Source organism: Neorhizobium sp. USDA 3394 (assembly GCF_056280385.1).
Map to the genome: position 1 here is coordinate 4,240,688 of NZ_JBWCDU010000001.1, position 15,979 is coordinate 4,256,666.

The window sequence follows — 15,979 nt, forward strand, 5'->3', positions numbered from 1 at the left end:
GACATGGGTGTCGTGATTGCGCCGCTCGGCGATCCGCTTACCGGTGACATCGTTCAGCTGGCCGAGGCCGCCAGGCAGGAAGGCTATAACCATATCCTGCGGATTGCCGAGGAATGGTCTTCGGGGACCAATCGGTTCGAGCGACGCGGCGAAAGCCTGCTCGGTGCCCATGATCAGAACCTGTTGATCGCTGTCGGAGGGATGACGCTCGAACCGTCGCGGACTGACTGGCTGCGGATGCGCCGCTTTTATGTGTCGCAGCCATACCGGGGCAAAGGAGTCGGCAGGCGTCTGGCCGAGCGGCTGCTCGGACATGCCCGCTCCTTCACCACGGTCGTGACGGTCCATGCCGGCAGCGACGATGCCCGCCATTTCTGGCAGGCCATGGGATTTCAGCCGCTGACCGGTGAGAGCTATACGCATACGCTGCGCCTCACTTGAGCGTCAATCTTTTCATCCCGCGCTTCGGCTAGGAATAGCGCATGCTGCTTCGCTCGATGTTTGCCGCCAACTACCGCTCGCTACGCTCGATCCGGATGGATCTGGCCGGCGTCAATCTGTTCATCGGCGAGAACGGCGTTGGCAAATCCAATCTCTACCGTGCCCTGCAGCTGGTGCAGGCGGCGGTGCGCGGAAATCTGGCTTATGAGATCGCTGCCGAAGGCGGCATGGCGTCGGCGCTCTGGTCTGGTCAGCGCCGTCAGGAGAAGAATTTCCGCATCAAGCTTGAGGTCGAGGTTCTTGACGAAGAGCGGGCTGTGACGTTCCGCTACCGGGTCGAGGCGGGGCTTCGTCCGCCTATCGATGCGGCGGGCTTTGCCTTCGAGCCGCAGGTGAAGGAGGAGGAGCTTGTCGTTGAAACCGGTTCGCGGCCGGTGACGATGATGAAACGCACCGGGCCGGGGATCATGGTGCGCGGGACTAGCGGTCGGATGGAGGAGTATCCCGAAAAGGCGATGACCTCAGAAACGGCAATCGCGCTGCTTGGCGATGCCGGCCACTATCCGGAAGCCGGCGCCTTTCGGCGATTGATCGACGGCTGGCGGTTCTTCCATGGTTTTCGAACCGATCGGGATTCCACCCTGCGGCAGCCCTGCCTTGCCGTTACCTCGCCGCTGCTCGATCAGGACGGTGGTAACATGGCGGCGGTGTTCGCGACGCTCGTGCATACCCGCGGGGACACGGTGGAGCTCGACCAGGCCGTTGCCGCAGCTCTCGGCGGGGCGAAACTGTATGTGCCTGAGCCGAATGAATATGCCGAATTCGGCCTGGTCTTCCCAGATTTCCCCAAACGGATTTTTCAGCCGCGCGAGCTTTCCGACGGGCAGATCCGTTTCCTCGGGCTTGCGGCGGCGTTGATGTCCTATCGCCAGCCGCCGCTGATCGCGCTCAACGAGCCGGAGGCGAGCCTGCATCCGGACATGCTGCCGCCGCTGGCCGACATGATCGCGCAGGCCGCCCGCCACAGCCAGGTCTGGATCGTTACCCATTCGGAACTGCTCGCCTCCGCCGTCGAGGAGCGTTGCGGCACGCGGCCGCGGCGGGTGATCCGCAAGGAGGGCGCCACCTGGATCCAGGGCATGCGGCTGACGGGCGTCATCGACGACGAGGACGGCGATGAGTAATCCTGTTTAGGGTTCCCTTTTGTTCCGGGTTTGGGCATGGTCGCCGCCCATGGGCATAGATTCGTCCGATCTCTTCGGTTCGCTGTTTGAAGCGCCGTCATTGGTGAGGGTGGTGCCGGTGCTGGTGCCGCTGCCGGTGCCGGTCGCCTATAGCTATGCCGTGCCGGAAGGTGTGCATGTGGAGCCCGGTTCGGTGGTTCAGGTGCCGGTCGGCCCGCGGCAGTTGATCGGCGTCGTCTGGGACGGCGACAGTGACGACAAGCTCGATCCGAAGAAGCTGAGGCCGCTGACCCTCGTCTTCGATTGCCCGCCGCTTTCCAAGGAGATGCGCGATTTCGTCGACTGGGTGGCGAGCTATACCCTGTCGCCGCCGGGGCTCGTGGCGCGCATGGCGATCCGGGCGCCGGCCGCGCTCGATCCAGAGCCGATGGTCGAAGGCCTGCGCTATCTTGGCGGCCAGCCGGAGCGGTTGACGCCGGCGCGCGCCCGGGTTCTCGATCTTGCCGGTGAGGAAGAAATCCCGTGGACCCGCAGCGGGCTGGCGCATGCCGCCGGCGTCTCGATGAGCGTCGTCGATGGACTGACCGCGCAAGGCATATTCGAGACGGTGTTCCTGCCCCCGCCGCCGGTCGTGGCGAGGCCCGATCCCGATTATATCAGCCCGCGCATCGAGGGCCCGCAGAAACAGGCGTCCATGGAGATCCTGGAATCGATCCGGGCCGGCGGGTTCTCCACCTCGCTGATCGACGGCGTGACCGGCTCGGGCAAGACGGAAGTCTATTTCGAGGCGATTGCCGAAACATTGAGACGCGGCAAACAGGTGCTGATCCTGCTGCCGGAGATCGCGCTGACCTCCAGCTTCCTCGAACGCTTTCAGGAGCGGTTCGGCGCCAAGCCCGGCGAATGGCATTCGGATCTTGCCCCGCGCATGCGCGAAAAGGTCTGGCGCGGCGTGGTGACCGGCGAGGTGAAGGTGGTGGCAGGCGCCCGTTCGGCGCTGTTCCTTCCCTTCGAGGATCTCGGCCTGATCATCGTCGACGAGGAGCACGACCCCGCCTACAAGCAGGAGGATCGGGTCTTCTACAACGCGCGCGACATGGCGGTGGTGCGCGCCCGGATCGGCGATTTTCCGATCGTGCTGGTCTCGGCGACGCCTTCGGTGGAAAGCCAGGTCAACGGTCTTGCCGGCCGCTACAACACCGTGCACCTGCCGACCCGGTTCGGCGATGCGGCGATGCCGGACCTGCATCTCGTCGACATGCGGCGACATCCGCCCGAGCGCGGCGGCTTCCTGTCGCCGGTGCTCTTGCGGGCCATGAAGAAGACCCTTGAACGGGGCGAGCAGTCGCTGCTGTTCCTCAACCGGCGCGGTTATGCGCCGCTGACGCTCTGCCGCGTCTGCGGCCACCGGTTCCAATGCCCGCAATGTTCGAGCTGGCTGGTGGAGCACCGGTTCAAGAGCCAGATCCAGTGCCATCAGTGCGGTTACTCGGAGCGAACCCCGGAAGCCTGCCCGGAATGCGGCACGCTGGACCATCTGGTTGCCTGCGGGCCGGGCGTCGAGCGCATTGCCGAGGAAGTCGAAAAGCATTTTCCGGACGCGCGGACGATCGTGATGTCGTCGGACCTGCTCGGCGGTGTCAAGCGCATGCGCATCGAGCTGGAGGCGATCGCCAAGGGCGAGGCGGATATCGTCATCGGCACGCAGCTCGTCGCCAAGGGCCACAATTTCCCGCTGATGACGCTGGTCGGTATCGTCGATGCCGATCTCGGCCTGTCCAACGGCGATCCGCGCGCGGCGGAGCGCACCTTCCAGCTTCTGAGCCAGGTGACGGGCCGGGCCGGGCGAACCGGCCTCAAGAGCCATGGCCTGCTGCAGACCTTCCAGCCGCAGCATCCGGTGATGCAGGCGATCGTCTCGGGCGATGCCGGGGCCTTCTACGAGCGGGAGATCGCCGAACGGGAAAAGGCGATCCTGCCACCCTTCGGACGGCTGGCCTCGCTGATCGTCTCCGCCGAGACCCGCGCGGATGCGGAAACCCATGCTCGAGGCCTCAGGGCCGCCGCGCCAAAAGTCACCGGCATTTCGGTGCTGGGGCCGGCGGAAGCGCCGCTGGCGCTGGTGCGCGGCCGGCATCGCTTCCGGCTGCTGGTGCATGGACGGCGCAATTCCGACATGCAGGCGTTTCTGCGGGCGATGCTGGAAAATGGCCCGAAACAGCGTGGCTCGGTGCAGATCCAGCTCGATATCGACCCGCAGAGTTTTCTTTGATCGCCGTTCTTTGCGACTTGTTTACCGCTTGCGTTAGAATCTTGCGATTCGAACGATGCGAGGCGACATGGAACTCTATTTTCCCACTGAACTCGGCGAGCAGGTGGCTTTCATCTGTGCGGCGGCAACGGCTGCGCTCGGGTTTCTCGTCTTCCTGTTTCCCGCCGTCGTTCTGCGCCTGACCGCGTTCCAGATCGGCGAGGTGCGGCCGGAAGGTTATGCGGCCGTCCGATCGACCGGCGCCCATCATCTCGGCTTCGGTCTTGCGGCGATCATGCTCGCCCAGGACTGGATCTATATGACGCTCGGCATCGCGCTTGGATTTGCCGCTCTCGGACGGTTGATGTCCTGCGTGCTTGATCGCGGCTTCACCCCCAGAAATATAGCATTTTCCCTACTTCAGGTTGTGCTCGCCGGCGGGCCGCTCGCCTATGTCTTCGGCTATATCTGACGCTTGATCGGGAGATTGCAGGCCGCAGCCTGCCGAAAATCCTTCCGCTTCCGGGATAAAATCACTCTCAGACCTTGCGTGTCCGGCTTTTTCCGTTATCAGGCGTGTTGCGAGTCCTTACAGCCTATGCTAGACGGACCGCGAAAGTCGGAAAGGGTAGGGCGCAAGCTCTGCAGGTTCTGAGGAAAAATCAAACGATTTCAAGCTCTTGCTTCACCTCTCCCGTAGGGTCTGGCGCTTGGATGGCAATACAGGGAAACTGTGCCCGTGGCTGACACGTCCCAGCTTATTTCCGGTGTAGCGGAGCGTTATGCTTCCTCGCTTTTCGAACTGTCCCTCGAGGCTGGTTCGATCGACAAGGTCGGTGCCGATCTTGATCGTTTTCAGGCGCTGCTGGATGAGAGTGAAGACCTGCGACGCCTGGTCGCAAGCCCGGTATTTTCCGCCGAAGATCAGCAGAACGCGGTGATCGCCGTTGCCGAGAAGGCTGGCATTTCCGGTCTCGTTGCCAATTTCCTAAAGGTTGTCGCCGGCAATCGTCGTCTTTTTGCGATACCCGGCATGATCCGCGCCTTCCGCCAGATCGCCGCAGAGCATCGCGGTGAAATCACTGCCGAGGTCACCTCGGCGCATGCGCTTTCCCAGGCGCAGGAAAACGAACTCAAGTCGGCGCTGAAGGGCGTAACCGGCAAGGACGTGACAATCGCCGTGACCATCGACCCGTCGATCCTCGGCGGCCTGATCGTCAAGGTCGGTTCTCGTCAGATCGACACTTCCCTTCGCACCAAACTTTCCACCCTTAAGCTTGCACTGAAAGAGGTTGGCTGATGGATATCCGCGCCGCGGAAATTTCCGCAATTCTGAAAGACCAGATCAAGAACTTCGGCCAGGAGGCTGAGGTTTCCGAAGTCGGACAGGTTCTGTCCGTCGGCGACGGCATTGCCCGCGTCTACGGTCTGGACAACGTCCAGGCCGGCGAAATGGTCGAATTCCCGGGCGGCATCCGTGGTATGGCGCTGAACCTCGAAGCCGACAATGTCGGCGTCGTCATCTTCGGTTCCGACCGTGCCATCAAGGAAGGCGACACCGTCAAGCGGACCGGCGCCATCGTTGACGTTCCGGTCGGTCCGGAACTGCTCGGCCGCGTCGTCGATGCGCTCGGCAACCCGATCGACGGCAAGGGCCCGATCAACGCGACCCGCCGTTCGCGCGTCGACGTCAAGGCTCCGGGCATCATCCCGCGCAAATCGGTTCATGAGCCGATGTCGACCGGCCTCAAGGCCATCGACGCCCTCATCCCGGTTGGCCGCGGCCAGCGCGAGCTGGTCATCGGCGACCGCCAGACCGGCAAGACCGCGATCATTCTCGACACGATCCTCAACCAGAAGGCCATTCACGACAACGGCCCGGACTCGGAAAAGCTGTTCTGCGTCTACGTCGCTATCGGCCAGAAGCGCTCGACGGTTGCCCAGTTCGTGAAGGTTCTCGAAGAGCGTGGCGCTCTGCAGTACTCGATCATCGTTGCTGCGACCGCTTCCGATCCAGCTCCGATGCAGTATCTGGCGCCGTTCGCCGGCTGCGCGATGGGCGAATACTTCCGTGACAACGGCCAGCACGCCCTGATCGGTTACGACGACCTTTCCAAGCAGGCTGTCGCCTATCGTCAGATGTCGCTGCTGCTGCGCCGCCCGCCGGGCCGTGAAGCTTATCCGGGCGACGTCTTCTACCTGCATTCTCGCCTCCTGGAGCGCGCTGCAAAGCTCTCCGACGAGCGCGGCAATGGTTCGCTGACGGCTCTGCCGGTCATCGAAACCCAGGGTAACGACGTTTCGGCCTTCATTCCGACCAACGTGATCTCGATCACCGACGGCCAGATCTTCCTTGAAACCGACCTGTTCTACCAGGGCATCCGTCCGGCCGTTAACGTCGGTCTGTCGGTTTCCCGCGTCGGCTCGGCCGCGCAGATCAAGGCGATGAAGCAGGTTGCCGGCTCGATCAAGGGCGAACTCGCCCAGTATCGCGAAATGGCCGCCTTCGCCCAGTTCGGCTCCGACCTCGACGCCTCGACGCAGCGCCTGCTGAACCGCGGTGCACGCCTGACCGAACTCCTGAAGCAGCCGCAGTTCTCGCCGCTGAAGACGGAAGAGCAGGTTGCGGTGATCTTCGCCGGCGTCAACGGCTACCTCGACAAGATCGCGGTTGCCCAGGTCGGCAAGTTCGAGCAGGGCTTCCTCTCCTACCTCCGCTCCGAAGGCAAAGCTCTCCTCGATACGATCCGTACCGAGAAGCAGCTTTCCGACGACACCCGCGCGAAGCTCAAGGCCGCTCTCGACAGCTACGCCAAGTCTTTCGCCTGAGAACGGATCAATCTCGAGGACCGATAACGGATGCCTTCACTTAAGGATCTGAAAAACCGGATCGCCTCCGTCAAGGCGACGCAGAAGATCACCAAGGCGATGAAAATGGTCGCCGCGGCGAAGCTGCGCCGTGCTCAGGAGGCGGCCGAGGCTGCCCGTCCTTACGCGGAACGTATGACCAAGGTGCTGGCCGGCCTTTCGGCCGCCAATGCCGGGAACGCCGAAGCGCCGCTCCTGCTTTCGGGCACGGGCAAGGATCAGGTTCATCTCCTGATCGTCGCGACCGGCGAACGCGGTCTGGCCGGGGGCTTCAATTCCTCGATCATCCGTCTCGCCCGCGATCACGCGCTGAAGCTGCTTGCCCAGGGCAAGACGGTGAAGATCCTCACCGTCGGCCGCAAGGGCAACGACATCCTGCGCCGCACGTTCCGCGAAAACATCGTCGATTACGTGACGTTCCGCGAAGTCAAGCAGCTCGGTTTCGCCCAGGCCGACGAAGTGGCCCACAAGGTGCTCGCGCTCTACAACGCCGGCGAATTCGACATCGCGACGCTGTTCTACGCGCGCTTCCAGTCGGTGATTTCGCAGGTTGCGACCGCTTCGCAGATCATCCCGGCCAAGTTCGAGACCACCGAGCCGGCAACCGCCTCCTCGGCGCTCTACGAATACGAGCCGAGCGAGGAGGAAATCCTCGAAGACCTGCTGCCGAAGAACGTCGCGATCCAGATCTTCCGGGCCCTGCTCGAAAACAACGCTTCCTTCTATGGCGCGCAGATGTCCGCAATGGACAACGCGACGCGCAATGCCGGTGACATGATCAACAAGCTGACGCTCTCCTACAACCGTCAGCGCCAGGCACAGATCACCAAGGAACTCATCGAAATCATTTCGGGCGCGGAAGCGCTCTGAGGTAAAGAAAGAGGGTAAGAATCATGGCTACCGCAACGGGCACGTCCCTCGGCAAGGTGACCCAGGTTATCGGCGCTGTCGTCGACGTCGCTTTCGACGGCGAACTGCCGGCGATTTTGAACGCGCTTGAAACCGACAACAACGGCAACCGCCTCGTTCTCGAAGTCGCGCAGCACCTCGGCGAACGCGCCGTCCGCACGATCGCGATGGACTCGACCGAAGGTCTGGTTCGTGGCCAGCACGTCACGGATACCGGCGCTCCGATCACCGTTCCGGTCGGTCCGGAAACGCTCGGCCGCATCATGAACGTCATCGGCGAACCGGTCGACGAAGCCGGTCCGCTCGTCACCTCCGGCAAGCGCGCCATCCACCAGGAAGCGCCTTCCTATGTCGAGCAGTCGACCGAAGGCCAGATCCTGGTTACCGGCATCAAGGTCGTCGACCTTCTCGCGCCTTACGCAAAGGGCGGCAAGATCGGCCTCTTCGGCGGTGCAGGCGTTGGCAAGACGGTTCTGATCATGGAACTCATCAACAACGTCGCGAAGGCCCACGGCGGTTACTCCGTGTTCGCAGGCGTCGGTGAGCGTACCCGCGAAGGCAACGACCTCTACCACGAAATGATCGAATCGGGCGTCAACAAGCATGGCGGCGGCGAAGGCTCCAAGGCGGCCCTCGTCTACGGCCAGATGAACGAACCGCCGGGCGCCCGCGCTCGCGTCGCCCTGACGGGTCTGACCATCGCTGAAGACTTCCGCGACAAGGGCCAGGACGTTCTGTTCTTCGTCGACAACATCTTCCGCTTCACCCAGGCAGGTTCGGAAGTGTCCGCTCTGCTCGGCCGTATTCCTTCGGCCGTGGGTTATCAGCCGACGCTCGCCACCGACATGGGCCAGATGCAGGAACGCATCACCACCACGACCAAGGGCTCGATCACCTCGGTTCAGGCCATCTACGTTCCCGCCGACGACTTGACCGACCCGGCGCCGGCAACCTCGTTCGCCCACCTGGACGCAACGACGGTTCTGTCGCGTTCGATCGCCGAAAAGGGCATCTACCCGGCCGTCGATCCGCTCGACTCCACCTCGCGCATGCTCGACCCGCTGGTCGTCGGCGAAGAGCACTATGAAATCGCTCGTAAGGTCCAGTCGACCCTGCAGCGCTACAAGGCTCTCCAGGACATCATCGCCATCCTCGGCATGGACGAACTGTCCGAAGACGACAAGATGACCGTCCAGCGCGCCCGCAAGATCGAGCGCTTCCTGTCCCAGCCGTTCTTCGTCGCCGAAGTCTTCACCGGTTCGCCGGGCAAGCTCGTCGCGCTCGAAGACACGATCAAGGGCTTCAAGGGCCTCGTCAACGGCGATTACGACCATCTTCCGGAAGCCGCCTTCTACATGGTCGGCTCGATCGAAGAAGCCGTGGAAAAGGCCAAGAAGCTGGCTGAAGCCGCTTAATATTAACGAGATGGCGCGCGGGACTATCTCCGGCGCGCCTTTCCCGCATAAAACACGCTGAGGAAGTAGACCTTCATGGCCGAGGCTTTCAACTTTGAACTGGTTTCGCCCGAGCGGCTGCTCGTCTCGGAAAAGGTCACCGAAGTGGTGATCCCGGCGACGCTTGGCGAAATGACGGTGCTTGCCAATCATGCGCCGACGATGACGACCATCAAGCCGGGTGTGGTTTCGGTGAAGCTTGCCTCCGGCCAGGTCAACAAATACGTGGTTTTCGGTGGCTTTGCCGACATCCTGCCGACCGGCTGCACGCTGCTTGCCGAATCTGCTGTTCCCGTCAGCGAGCTGACCCACGCAACGCTGCAGAAGCGGATCGAGACGACGCAGGCCGAAATCAACCACGCGCAGAACGACGAGCATAAGACGAAGCTCGAGCAGTTTCTGGCGGAACTGACCCACCTCAACGGCGTCGTCAATCCGGCCTGATATTTCAAAATTCTCTGCGAAAGATCGAGGCGGTCCGAAAGGCCGCCTTTTTCTTTGGGCGGTGGTCGCCGCCTCTTGGCAGCTGTCGGGGGGATCGGATGCGGCTTGTATGTGCCGCGCCATCTTGTTAGCCCTTGTCGGCGGAGGAACGCGATGATCGACAAGCTGGAATTTTTCATTGCCCTGGCGCGCGAGAGCCATTTCGGCCGGGCGGCAGAGGAATGCGGCATCTCGCAGCCTTCGCTTTCGGCCGCGATCCGTCAGCTCGAAGAACAGCTCGGCGTGCAGCTCGTGGTGCGCGGCTCGCGCTACCAGGGACTGACGCCGGAAGGCCAGCGCGTGCTGGAATGGGCAAAACGCATCGTCGGCGATGCGCGCACCATGCGCGAGGAAATGCGCGCCGCCCGCAAGGGGCTTGTCGGTCATATCAGGCTGGCGTCGATCCCGACGGCGCTGGCGATGATCCCCAGATTGACCGAACCCTTCCAGGCCAAGCACCCGGAGGTTACCTTTTCCGTCGTCTCGCGCAATTCCCTGCAGGTGCTTTCGCAGCTCGACAATTTCGAAATCGACGCGGGCATCACCTATCTCGACAACGAGCCGCTGGGACGGGTGACGAGCGTGCCGCTCTATTCGGAGCGCTACAATCTGGTGACGGCCGAAGGGGCGCCTTATGCCGACCGGGAAAGCGTGACCTGGAAGGAGATGGCCGATCTTAGGCTCTGTCTATTGACGCCCGACATGCAGAACCGCCGGATCATCAACCAGCACCTCGCGGAAGCGGGGGTGACGGTGAGGCCGATGCTCGAATCGAACTCCATGGTGGTGCTTCTCTCGCATGTGGGGACCGGGCGCTGGGCGAGCATCATGCCACGCAACGTGGCGCGATCATTCGGGTTTACAAAAGAAATCAGGACGATCCCGCTCGTCGATCCGGAAGCCACGCATATCGTCGGACTGGTTGCGACACACCGCGAGCCGTTTACGCCGCTGGTGTCGGCCCTGCTTCACGAGGCTCGCAGCCTCGCTCCCGCTGCCATGGCTTGATAGCTTTTGTCTATCGTGTAACCGATCTGCTTTATTGACGGTGGAGGCCCCGGTTGCGACATTCCATTCCCAGTAGGCGAGGTACGATTGTCGGACAATTTCGCCAGCTTTCTGATCCCATACGGTCGTAGTGGCGCCGACGCCCGAAACCGGAAACGGATCAGCCCGGGAGGCTACAGACTATGAATATGCGAATTTCCGCCGGTGAATTCACCGAGCGGTCGCTTCAGATCATCAGGGACCTGAAGCATCTGGAAGGCCCGATGCTGCCGATCCTGCATGCGATCCAGGCGGAGTTCGGTTATGTGCCGGATGAGGTGAAGCCGGTCATCGCCAGCGAACTCAATCTTTCGCGCGCCGAAGTGCATGGCGTCGTCACCTTCTATCACGAGTTCCGCGACCACCCGGCCGGCCGGCATGTGCTGAAACTCTGTCGCGCCGAAGCCTGCCAGTCGATGGGCAGCGACCGCATCGCGGATCGCGCCCGGCAGCTTCTCGGCATCGACTTTCACCAGACGACACTCGACGGCGCGGTGACGCTGGAACCCGTCTACTGTCTCGGGCTCTGCGCCTGCGCACCCGCCGCGATGCTGGACGACGAAGTCTACGGCCGCGTCGACGAGCACTGTCTTTCCGAAATCGTTGCGGAGGCATGTCGATGACGGTGACGATCTACGTGCCGCGCGATGCCGCAGCGCTCGCGCTCGGAGCCGAAAAGGTGGCAAATGCGATTACCCAGGAGATCGCAGCCCGCGGCCTCGATGCAAAAGTCGTGCGCAACGGCTCGCGCGGCATGTTCTGGCTGGAGCCGCTGGTCGAGGTGCGCACGGAGCATGAGCGTATCGCCTACGGGCCGGTCAAGGCCGGCGACGTTAAGGGCCTGTTCGACGCGGGTTTCCTGGAAGGTGGACAGCATACTTTGCATCTCGGGCCGACCCACGACATTCCGTTCCTGCGCCAGCAGACGCGGCTGACCTTCTCGCGCTGCGGCGTCACCGATCCGCTGTCGCTCGACGACTATCGCCACTATCAGGGCCTCAAGGGGCTCGAAAACGCGATTGCCATGACGCAGGCGCAGATCGTCGCCCAGGTGACCGATAGCGGCCTTCGCGGTCGCGGCGGCGCCGGCTTCCCGACCGGCATCAAATGGAAGACGGTGATGGATGCGGCGGCCAGCCAAAAATACATCGTCTGCAATGCGGACGAGGGCGACAGTGCCACGTTCGCCGACCGGATGATCATGGAGGGCGATCCCTTCGTGCTGATCGAAGGCATGATCATTGCCGGCATCGCGACGGGCGCCACCAAGGGTTATGTCTATACCCGCTCGGAATATCCGCATGCGATCGCGACGATGCGCCAAGCCGTTGAGATCGCCCGCGCCGCCGGCATTCTCGGACCGTCGGTGATGGGCTCGGTACATGCCTTCGACATGGAGATCCGTTCCGGCGCCGGCGCCTATGTCTGCGGCGAGGAGACCTCGCTGCTGAATTCGCTGGAAGGCAAGCGCGGTATCGTGCGCGCCAAGCCGCCGCTGCCGGCGCTGCAGGGCTTTCTCGGCCGTCCGACCGTGGTCAACAACGTCATCTCGCTCGCTTCCGTGCCGGTCATCATGGATCGCGGGGCTGCCTTCTACCGCGATTTCGGCATGGGCCGTTCGCGCGGCACGATCCCGATCCAGATCGCCGGCAATGTCAAATACGGCGGTCTCTACGAGACGGCCTTCGGCCTGTCGCTCGGCGAGATCGTCGACCATATCGGCGGCGGCACGGCGACCGGGCGTCCGGTGAAGGCGGTGCAGGTGGGTGGACCGCTCGGCGCCTATTTCCCCCGCGCTCTCTTCGATACCCCGTTCGACTATGAAGCTTTCGCAGCCCGGGACGGTCTGATCGGCCATGCCGGCATCACCGTGTTCGACGATTCGGCCGACATGCTGAAGCAGGCGCGGTTCGCGATGGAATTCTGCGCCATCGAGAGCTGCGGCAAGTGCACGCCCTGCCGCATCGGTTCGACGCGCGGGGTGGAAACGGCTGACAAGATCAGGCAAGGCATCGAGCCGGAGAAGAACAAGGCGCTGCTCGCCGACCTCTGCAACACGATGAAGTTCGGGTCGCTCTGTGCGCTCGGTGGGTTTACGCCCTATCCGGTGATGAGCGCGATGAACCATTTTCCGGAGGACTTTGAGCCGGCTCCGGTGGTGGAGGCGGCTGAATGATGGCCCTGCGCGCGTCAGTTCCGGTTGAACTCCGGAGCACCCCCCTCTACCCTGCCGGGCATCTCCCCCTCAAGGGGGGAGATCGGCTGGAGGCTTGCTCTCCGCTTTCCATTGTACCTCGCATCCTCCGTGTCGGCTCTGTTGAAGCGGCGGTTCCGCCTTTTGTGATCTCCCCACCTGAGGGGGAGATGCCCGGCAGGGCAGAGGGGGGTGACTTGCTCCGAGGTCAAAGATTCAATTCCATTTTCGTACAGGAGACACACAATGTCCCTCGTTCATGAAATCGACTACGGCACACCGGCCTCGCGCTCCGAAGCGCAGGTGACCCTCACCATCGACGGCCGCGCCATTACCGTGCCGGAAGGCACGTCGATCATGCGCGCTTCGATGGAAGCCGGCATCAAGGTTCCGAAACTCTGCGCCACCGACATGGTCGACGCCTTCGGGTCCTGCCGCCTCTGTCTCGTCGAGATCGAGGGCCGCAACGGAACGCCCGCATCCTGCACCACGCCGGTCATGCCGGGCATGGTCGTGCATACCCAGACCGGGCGGCTGAAGGACATCCGCAAGGGGGTCATGGAGCTCTATATCTCCGACCACCCGCTCGACTGTCTCACCTGTGCCGCCAATGGGGACTGCGAATTGCAGGACATGGCGGGTGCCGTGGGCCTTCGCGACGTGCGTTACGGCTATGAAGGTGACAACCACGTCAGAGCCCGCAACGACGGCGCAATCAACGCCAAGTGGATGCCGAAGGACGAGTCGAACCCTTATTTTACCTACGACCCGTCGAAATGCATCGTCTGCTCCCGCTGCGTGCGTGCCTGCGAGGAAGTGCAGGGCACGTTCGCGCTGACGATCGAGGGCCGCGGCTTCGGCAGCCGCGTTTCGCCCGGCGCCCACGAACTTTTCCTCGATTCCGAATGCGTTTCCTGCGGCGCCTGCGTGCAGGCCTGCCCGACGGCGACGCTCACCGAAAAGTCGGTCATCGCGATCGGCCAGCCGGAACATTCGGAAGTCACCACCTGCGCCTATTGCGGCGTCGGCTGTTCGTTCAAGGCGGAAATGCGCGGCGAAGAGCTCGTGCGCATGGTGCCGTGGAAGGATGGCCAGGCGAACCGCGGCCATTCCTGCGTCAAGGGCCGCTTCGCTTACGGTTATGCGACCCACAAGGATCGCATCCTCAACCCGATGATCCGCGAGAAGATTTCCGATCCGTGGCGGGAAGTGACCTGGGACGAGGCCTTTTCGCACGTGGCTTCCGAGTTTCGACGCATCCAGTATCAATACGGCCGGGAATCGATCGGTGGCATTACCTCGTCGCGCTGCACAAACGAGGAGACCTTCCTCGTCCAGAAGCTGATCCGCGCCGGCTTCGGCAACAACAATGTCGATACCTGCGCCCGCGTCTGCCACTCGCCGACCGGTTACGGTCTCGGCCAGGCGTTCGGCACGTCTGCCGGTACGCAGAATTTCGACTCGGTCGAGCATACCGACGTCGTCATCGTCATCGGCGCCAACCCGACCGATGGCCATCCGGTGTTCGGCTCGCGGCTCAAGAAGCGGCTCCGTCAGGGCGCAAAACTGATCGTCATCGATCCGCGCCGCATCGATCTCGTGCGCACGCCGCATGTGGAGGCCGATTATCACCTGCCCCTGCAGCCGGGCACCAACGTGGCCGTGCTGACGGCGCTCGCCCATGTCATCGTCACCGAAGGCCTGTTCGACGAAAAGTTCATCCGCGAACGCTGCGACTGGTCCGAATTCGAGGACTGGGCAGGTTTCGTTTCGGAAGACGCACACAGCCCGGAGGCGACCGAGACATATACCGGCGTGCCGGCGGATCTCGTTCGCGGCGCGGCCCGGCTTTACGCCAAGGGCGGCAATGGCGCGATCTATTACGGCCTCGGCGTCACCGAGCACAGCCAGGGTTCGACCACCGTCATGGCGATCGCCAACCTTGCCATGGTGACCGGCAATCTCGGTCGCCCGGGTGTGGGCGTCAATCCGCTGCGCGGCCAGAACAATGTCCAGGGCGCCTGCGACATGGGTTCGTTCCCGCACGAACTGCCGGGCTATCGCCATATCTCGGACGATGCCACCCGCGACATTTTCGAAAAGCTGTGGGGCGTGACGCTCAACAACGAGCCGGGCCTGCGCATCCCGAACATGCTGGATGCGGCCGTCGAAGGCACGTTCAAGGGCATCTACATCCAGGGCGAGGACATACTCCAGTCCGACCCGGACACCAAGCATGTCTCGGCCGGCCTTGCTGCGATGGAATGCGTCGTGGTCCACGATCTCTTCCTCAACGAGACCGCCAATTACGCGCATGTCTTCCTGCCGGGTTCGACCTTCCTCGAAAAGGACGGCACGTTCACCAATGCGGAACGCCGCATCAACCGCGTGCGCAAGGTGATGAGCCCGAAGAACGGTTATGGTGACTGGGAAGTCACCCAGAAGCTGGCGCAGTCGATGGGATTGAACTGGAATTATGCGCATCCGTCTGAGATCATGGACGAGATCGCCGCGTCAACGCCGAGCTTCGCGCTGGTTTCCTACGACTATCTCGACACGCTGGGCTCAGTTCAGTGGCCATGCAACGAGGCGCATCCGGTCGGTTCGCCGATCATGCATGTCGATGGTTTCGTGCGCGGCAAGGGTAAGTTCATCCGCACCGAATATGTGGCGACCGACGAACGCACCGGTCCCCGCTTCCCGCTGCTGCTGACCACCGGCCGCATCCTCTCCCAATACAATGTCGGCGCCCAGACGCGGCGCACCGAGAACGTTACCTGGCATGCGGAAGACCGGCTGGAAATCCATCCGCACGATGCCGAACAGCGCGGCATCAAGGAAGGCGACTGGATCAAGCTCGCCAGCCGTTCGGGCGATACGACGCTGCGCGCCCTGATCACCGATCGCGTCGCGCCGGGCGTGGTCTACACGACCTTCCACCATCCGAACACGCAGGCGAACGTCATCACCACCGACTTCTCCGACTGGGCGACCAATTGCCCGGAATACAAGGTGACGGCGGTGCAGGTGTCTCCCTCCAACGGCCCGACCGAGTGGCAGAGCGACTACGACGAACTGTCGCGGCGGTCCCGGCGGATTGCGGGGAAGCTGGAGGCGGCTGAGTGAGGAGCGTTCTGCAAAGCAGACG

Annotated in this window: 13 protein-coding genes; all 13 read left to right on the forward strand. The window is 62.9% G+C overall.

From position 1 onward, the window contains the following. Positions 1-3: 3 nt before the first annotated feature. Positions 4-441: a GNAT family N-acetyltransferase gene (locus ACZ9EJ_RS20775; RefSeq protein WP_046640116.1), complete on the forward strand. Its 438-nt coding sequence runs from the start codon at positions 4-6 to the stop codon at positions 439-441. Between the two features lie 41 nt (positions 442-482). Further along, positions 483-1,625: an AAA family ATPase gene (locus ACZ9EJ_RS20780; protein ID WP_046640115.1), complete on the forward strand. Its 1,143-nt coding sequence runs from the start codon at positions 483-485 to the stop codon at positions 1,623-1,625. Positions 1,626-1,674: 49 nt separating this feature from the next. Continuing rightward, positions 1,675-3,897 (forward strand): primosomal protein N', encoded by a 2,223-nt coding sequence (locus tag ACZ9EJ_RS20785; protein WP_046640114.1) that lies wholly within the window; start codon positions 1,675-1,677, stop codon positions 3,895-3,897. A 67-nt stretch (positions 3,898-3,964) separates the two neighbouring features. Next, on the forward strand, positions 3,965-4,348 hold the full coding sequence (locus ACZ9EJ_RS20790) for an AGROH133_08824 family phage infection protein (RefSeq protein ID WP_046640113.1): 384 nt from the start codon (positions 3,965-3,967) through the stop codon (positions 4,346-4,348). A gap of 261 nt (positions 4,349-4,609) precedes the next feature. Next, entirely contained in the window at positions 4,610-5,176 is a 567-nt protein-coding gene (locus ACZ9EJ_RS20795) for a F0F1 ATP synthase subunit delta (protein ID WP_080955719.1), read from the forward strand. Further along, positions 5,176-6,705, forward strand: coding sequence for a F0F1 ATP synthase subunit alpha (gene atpA, locus ACZ9EJ_RS20800; protein WP_046633725.1), 1,530 nt, complete (start codon positions 5,176-5,178; stop codon positions 6,703-6,705). The genes ACZ9EJ_RS20795 and atpA overlap by 1 nt, the downstream gene beginning before the upstream one ends. A gap of 30 nt (positions 6,706-6,735) precedes the next feature. Beyond that, on the forward strand, positions 6,736-7,614 hold the full coding sequence (locus ACZ9EJ_RS20805; protein ID WP_046640111.1) for a F0F1 ATP synthase subunit gamma: 879 nt from the start codon (positions 6,736-6,738) through the stop codon (positions 7,612-7,614). Between the two features lie 23 nt (positions 7,615-7,637). Continuing rightward, positions 7,638-9,068 carry a F0F1 ATP synthase subunit beta gene (gene atpD / locus ACZ9EJ_RS20810; protein ID WP_046633728.1) on the forward strand — a complete coding sequence of 477 codons (1,431 nt, stop codon included), beginning with the start codon at positions 7,638-7,640 and terminating at the stop codon, positions 9,066-9,068. A gap of 75 nt (positions 9,069-9,143) precedes the next feature. Then, complete coding sequence (locus ACZ9EJ_RS20815; RefSeq protein ID WP_046633730.1) at positions 9,144-9,551, forward strand: F0F1 ATP synthase subunit epsilon; 408 nt, start codon at positions 9,144-9,146, stop codon at positions 9,549-9,551. A 153-nt stretch (positions 9,552-9,704) separates the two neighbouring features. Further along, positions 9,705-10,598 carry a LysR family transcriptional regulator gene (locus tag ACZ9EJ_RS20820; protein ID WP_046640110.1) on the forward strand — a complete coding sequence of 298 codons (894 nt, stop codon included), beginning with the start codon at positions 9,705-9,707 and terminating at the stop codon, positions 10,596-10,598. Between the two features lie 182 nt (positions 10,599-10,780). Continuing rightward, positions 10,781-11,260, forward strand: coding sequence for a formate dehydrogenase subunit gamma (locus tag ACZ9EJ_RS20825; RefSeq protein ID WP_046640109.1), 480 nt, complete (start codon positions 10,781-10,783; stop codon positions 11,258-11,260). Next, the gene (locus ACZ9EJ_RS20830) at positions 11,257-12,813 is read left to right on the forward strand and encodes a formate dehydrogenase beta subunit (RefSeq protein ID WP_046640204.1); all 1,557 of its coding nucleotides are present in this window, start codon (positions 11,257-11,259) and stop codon (positions 12,811-12,813) included. Before ACZ9EJ_RS20825 ends, ACZ9EJ_RS20830 begins: the two co-directional genes overlap by 4 nt. Before the next feature lie 264 nt (positions 12,814-13,077). Further along, entirely contained in the window at positions 13,078-15,957 is a 2,880-nt protein-coding gene (gene fdhF, locus ACZ9EJ_RS20835) for a formate dehydrogenase subunit alpha (RefSeq protein WP_046640108.1), read from the forward strand. Positions 15,958-15,979: the final 22 nt, after the last annotated feature.

Coding starts and splice junctions, on each gene's coding strand:
- atpD (WP_046633728.1), top strand. CDS start 7,638: ATGGCTACCGCAACGGGCACGTCCCTCGGCAAGGTGACCCAGGTTATC.
- ACZ9EJ_RS20775 (WP_046640116.1), top strand. CDS start 4: ATGGGTGTCGTGATTGCGCCGCTCGGCGATCCGCTTACCGGTGACATC.
- ACZ9EJ_RS20790 (WP_046640113.1), top strand. CDS start 3,965: ATGGAACTCTATTTTCCCACTGAACTCGGCGAGCAGGTGGCTTTCATC.
- ACZ9EJ_RS20830 (WP_046640204.1), top strand. CDS start 11,257: ATGACGGTGACGATCTACGTGCCGCGCGATGCCGCAGCGCTCGCGCTC.
- fdhF (WP_046640108.1), top strand. CDS start 13,078: ATGTCCCTCGTTCATGAAATCGACTACGGCACACCGGCCTCGCGCTCC.
- ACZ9EJ_RS20785 (WP_046640114.1), top strand. CDS start 1,675: ATGGGCATAGATTCGTCCGATCTCTTCGGTTCGCTGTTTGAAGCGCCG.
- ACZ9EJ_RS20780 (WP_046640115.1), top strand. CDS start 483: ATGCTGCTTCGCTCGATGTTTGCCGCCAACTACCGCTCGCTACGCTCG.
- ACZ9EJ_RS20820 (WP_046640110.1), top strand. CDS start 9,705: ATGATCGACAAGCTGGAATTTTTCATTGCCCTGGCGCGCGAGAGCCAT.
- ACZ9EJ_RS20825 (WP_046640109.1), top strand. CDS start 10,781: ATGAATATGCGAATTTCCGCCGGTGAATTCACCGAGCGGTCGCTTCAG.
- atpA (WP_046633725.1), top strand. CDS start 5,176: ATGGATATCCGCGCCGCGGAAATTTCCGCAATTCTGAAAGACCAGATC.
- ACZ9EJ_RS20805 (WP_046640111.1), top strand. CDS start 6,736: ATGCCTTCACTTAAGGATCTGAAAAACCGGATCGCCTCCGTCAAGGCG.
- ACZ9EJ_RS20815 (WP_046633730.1), top strand. CDS start 9,144: ATGGCCGAGGCTTTCAACTTTGAACTGGTTTCGCCCGAGCGGCTGCTC.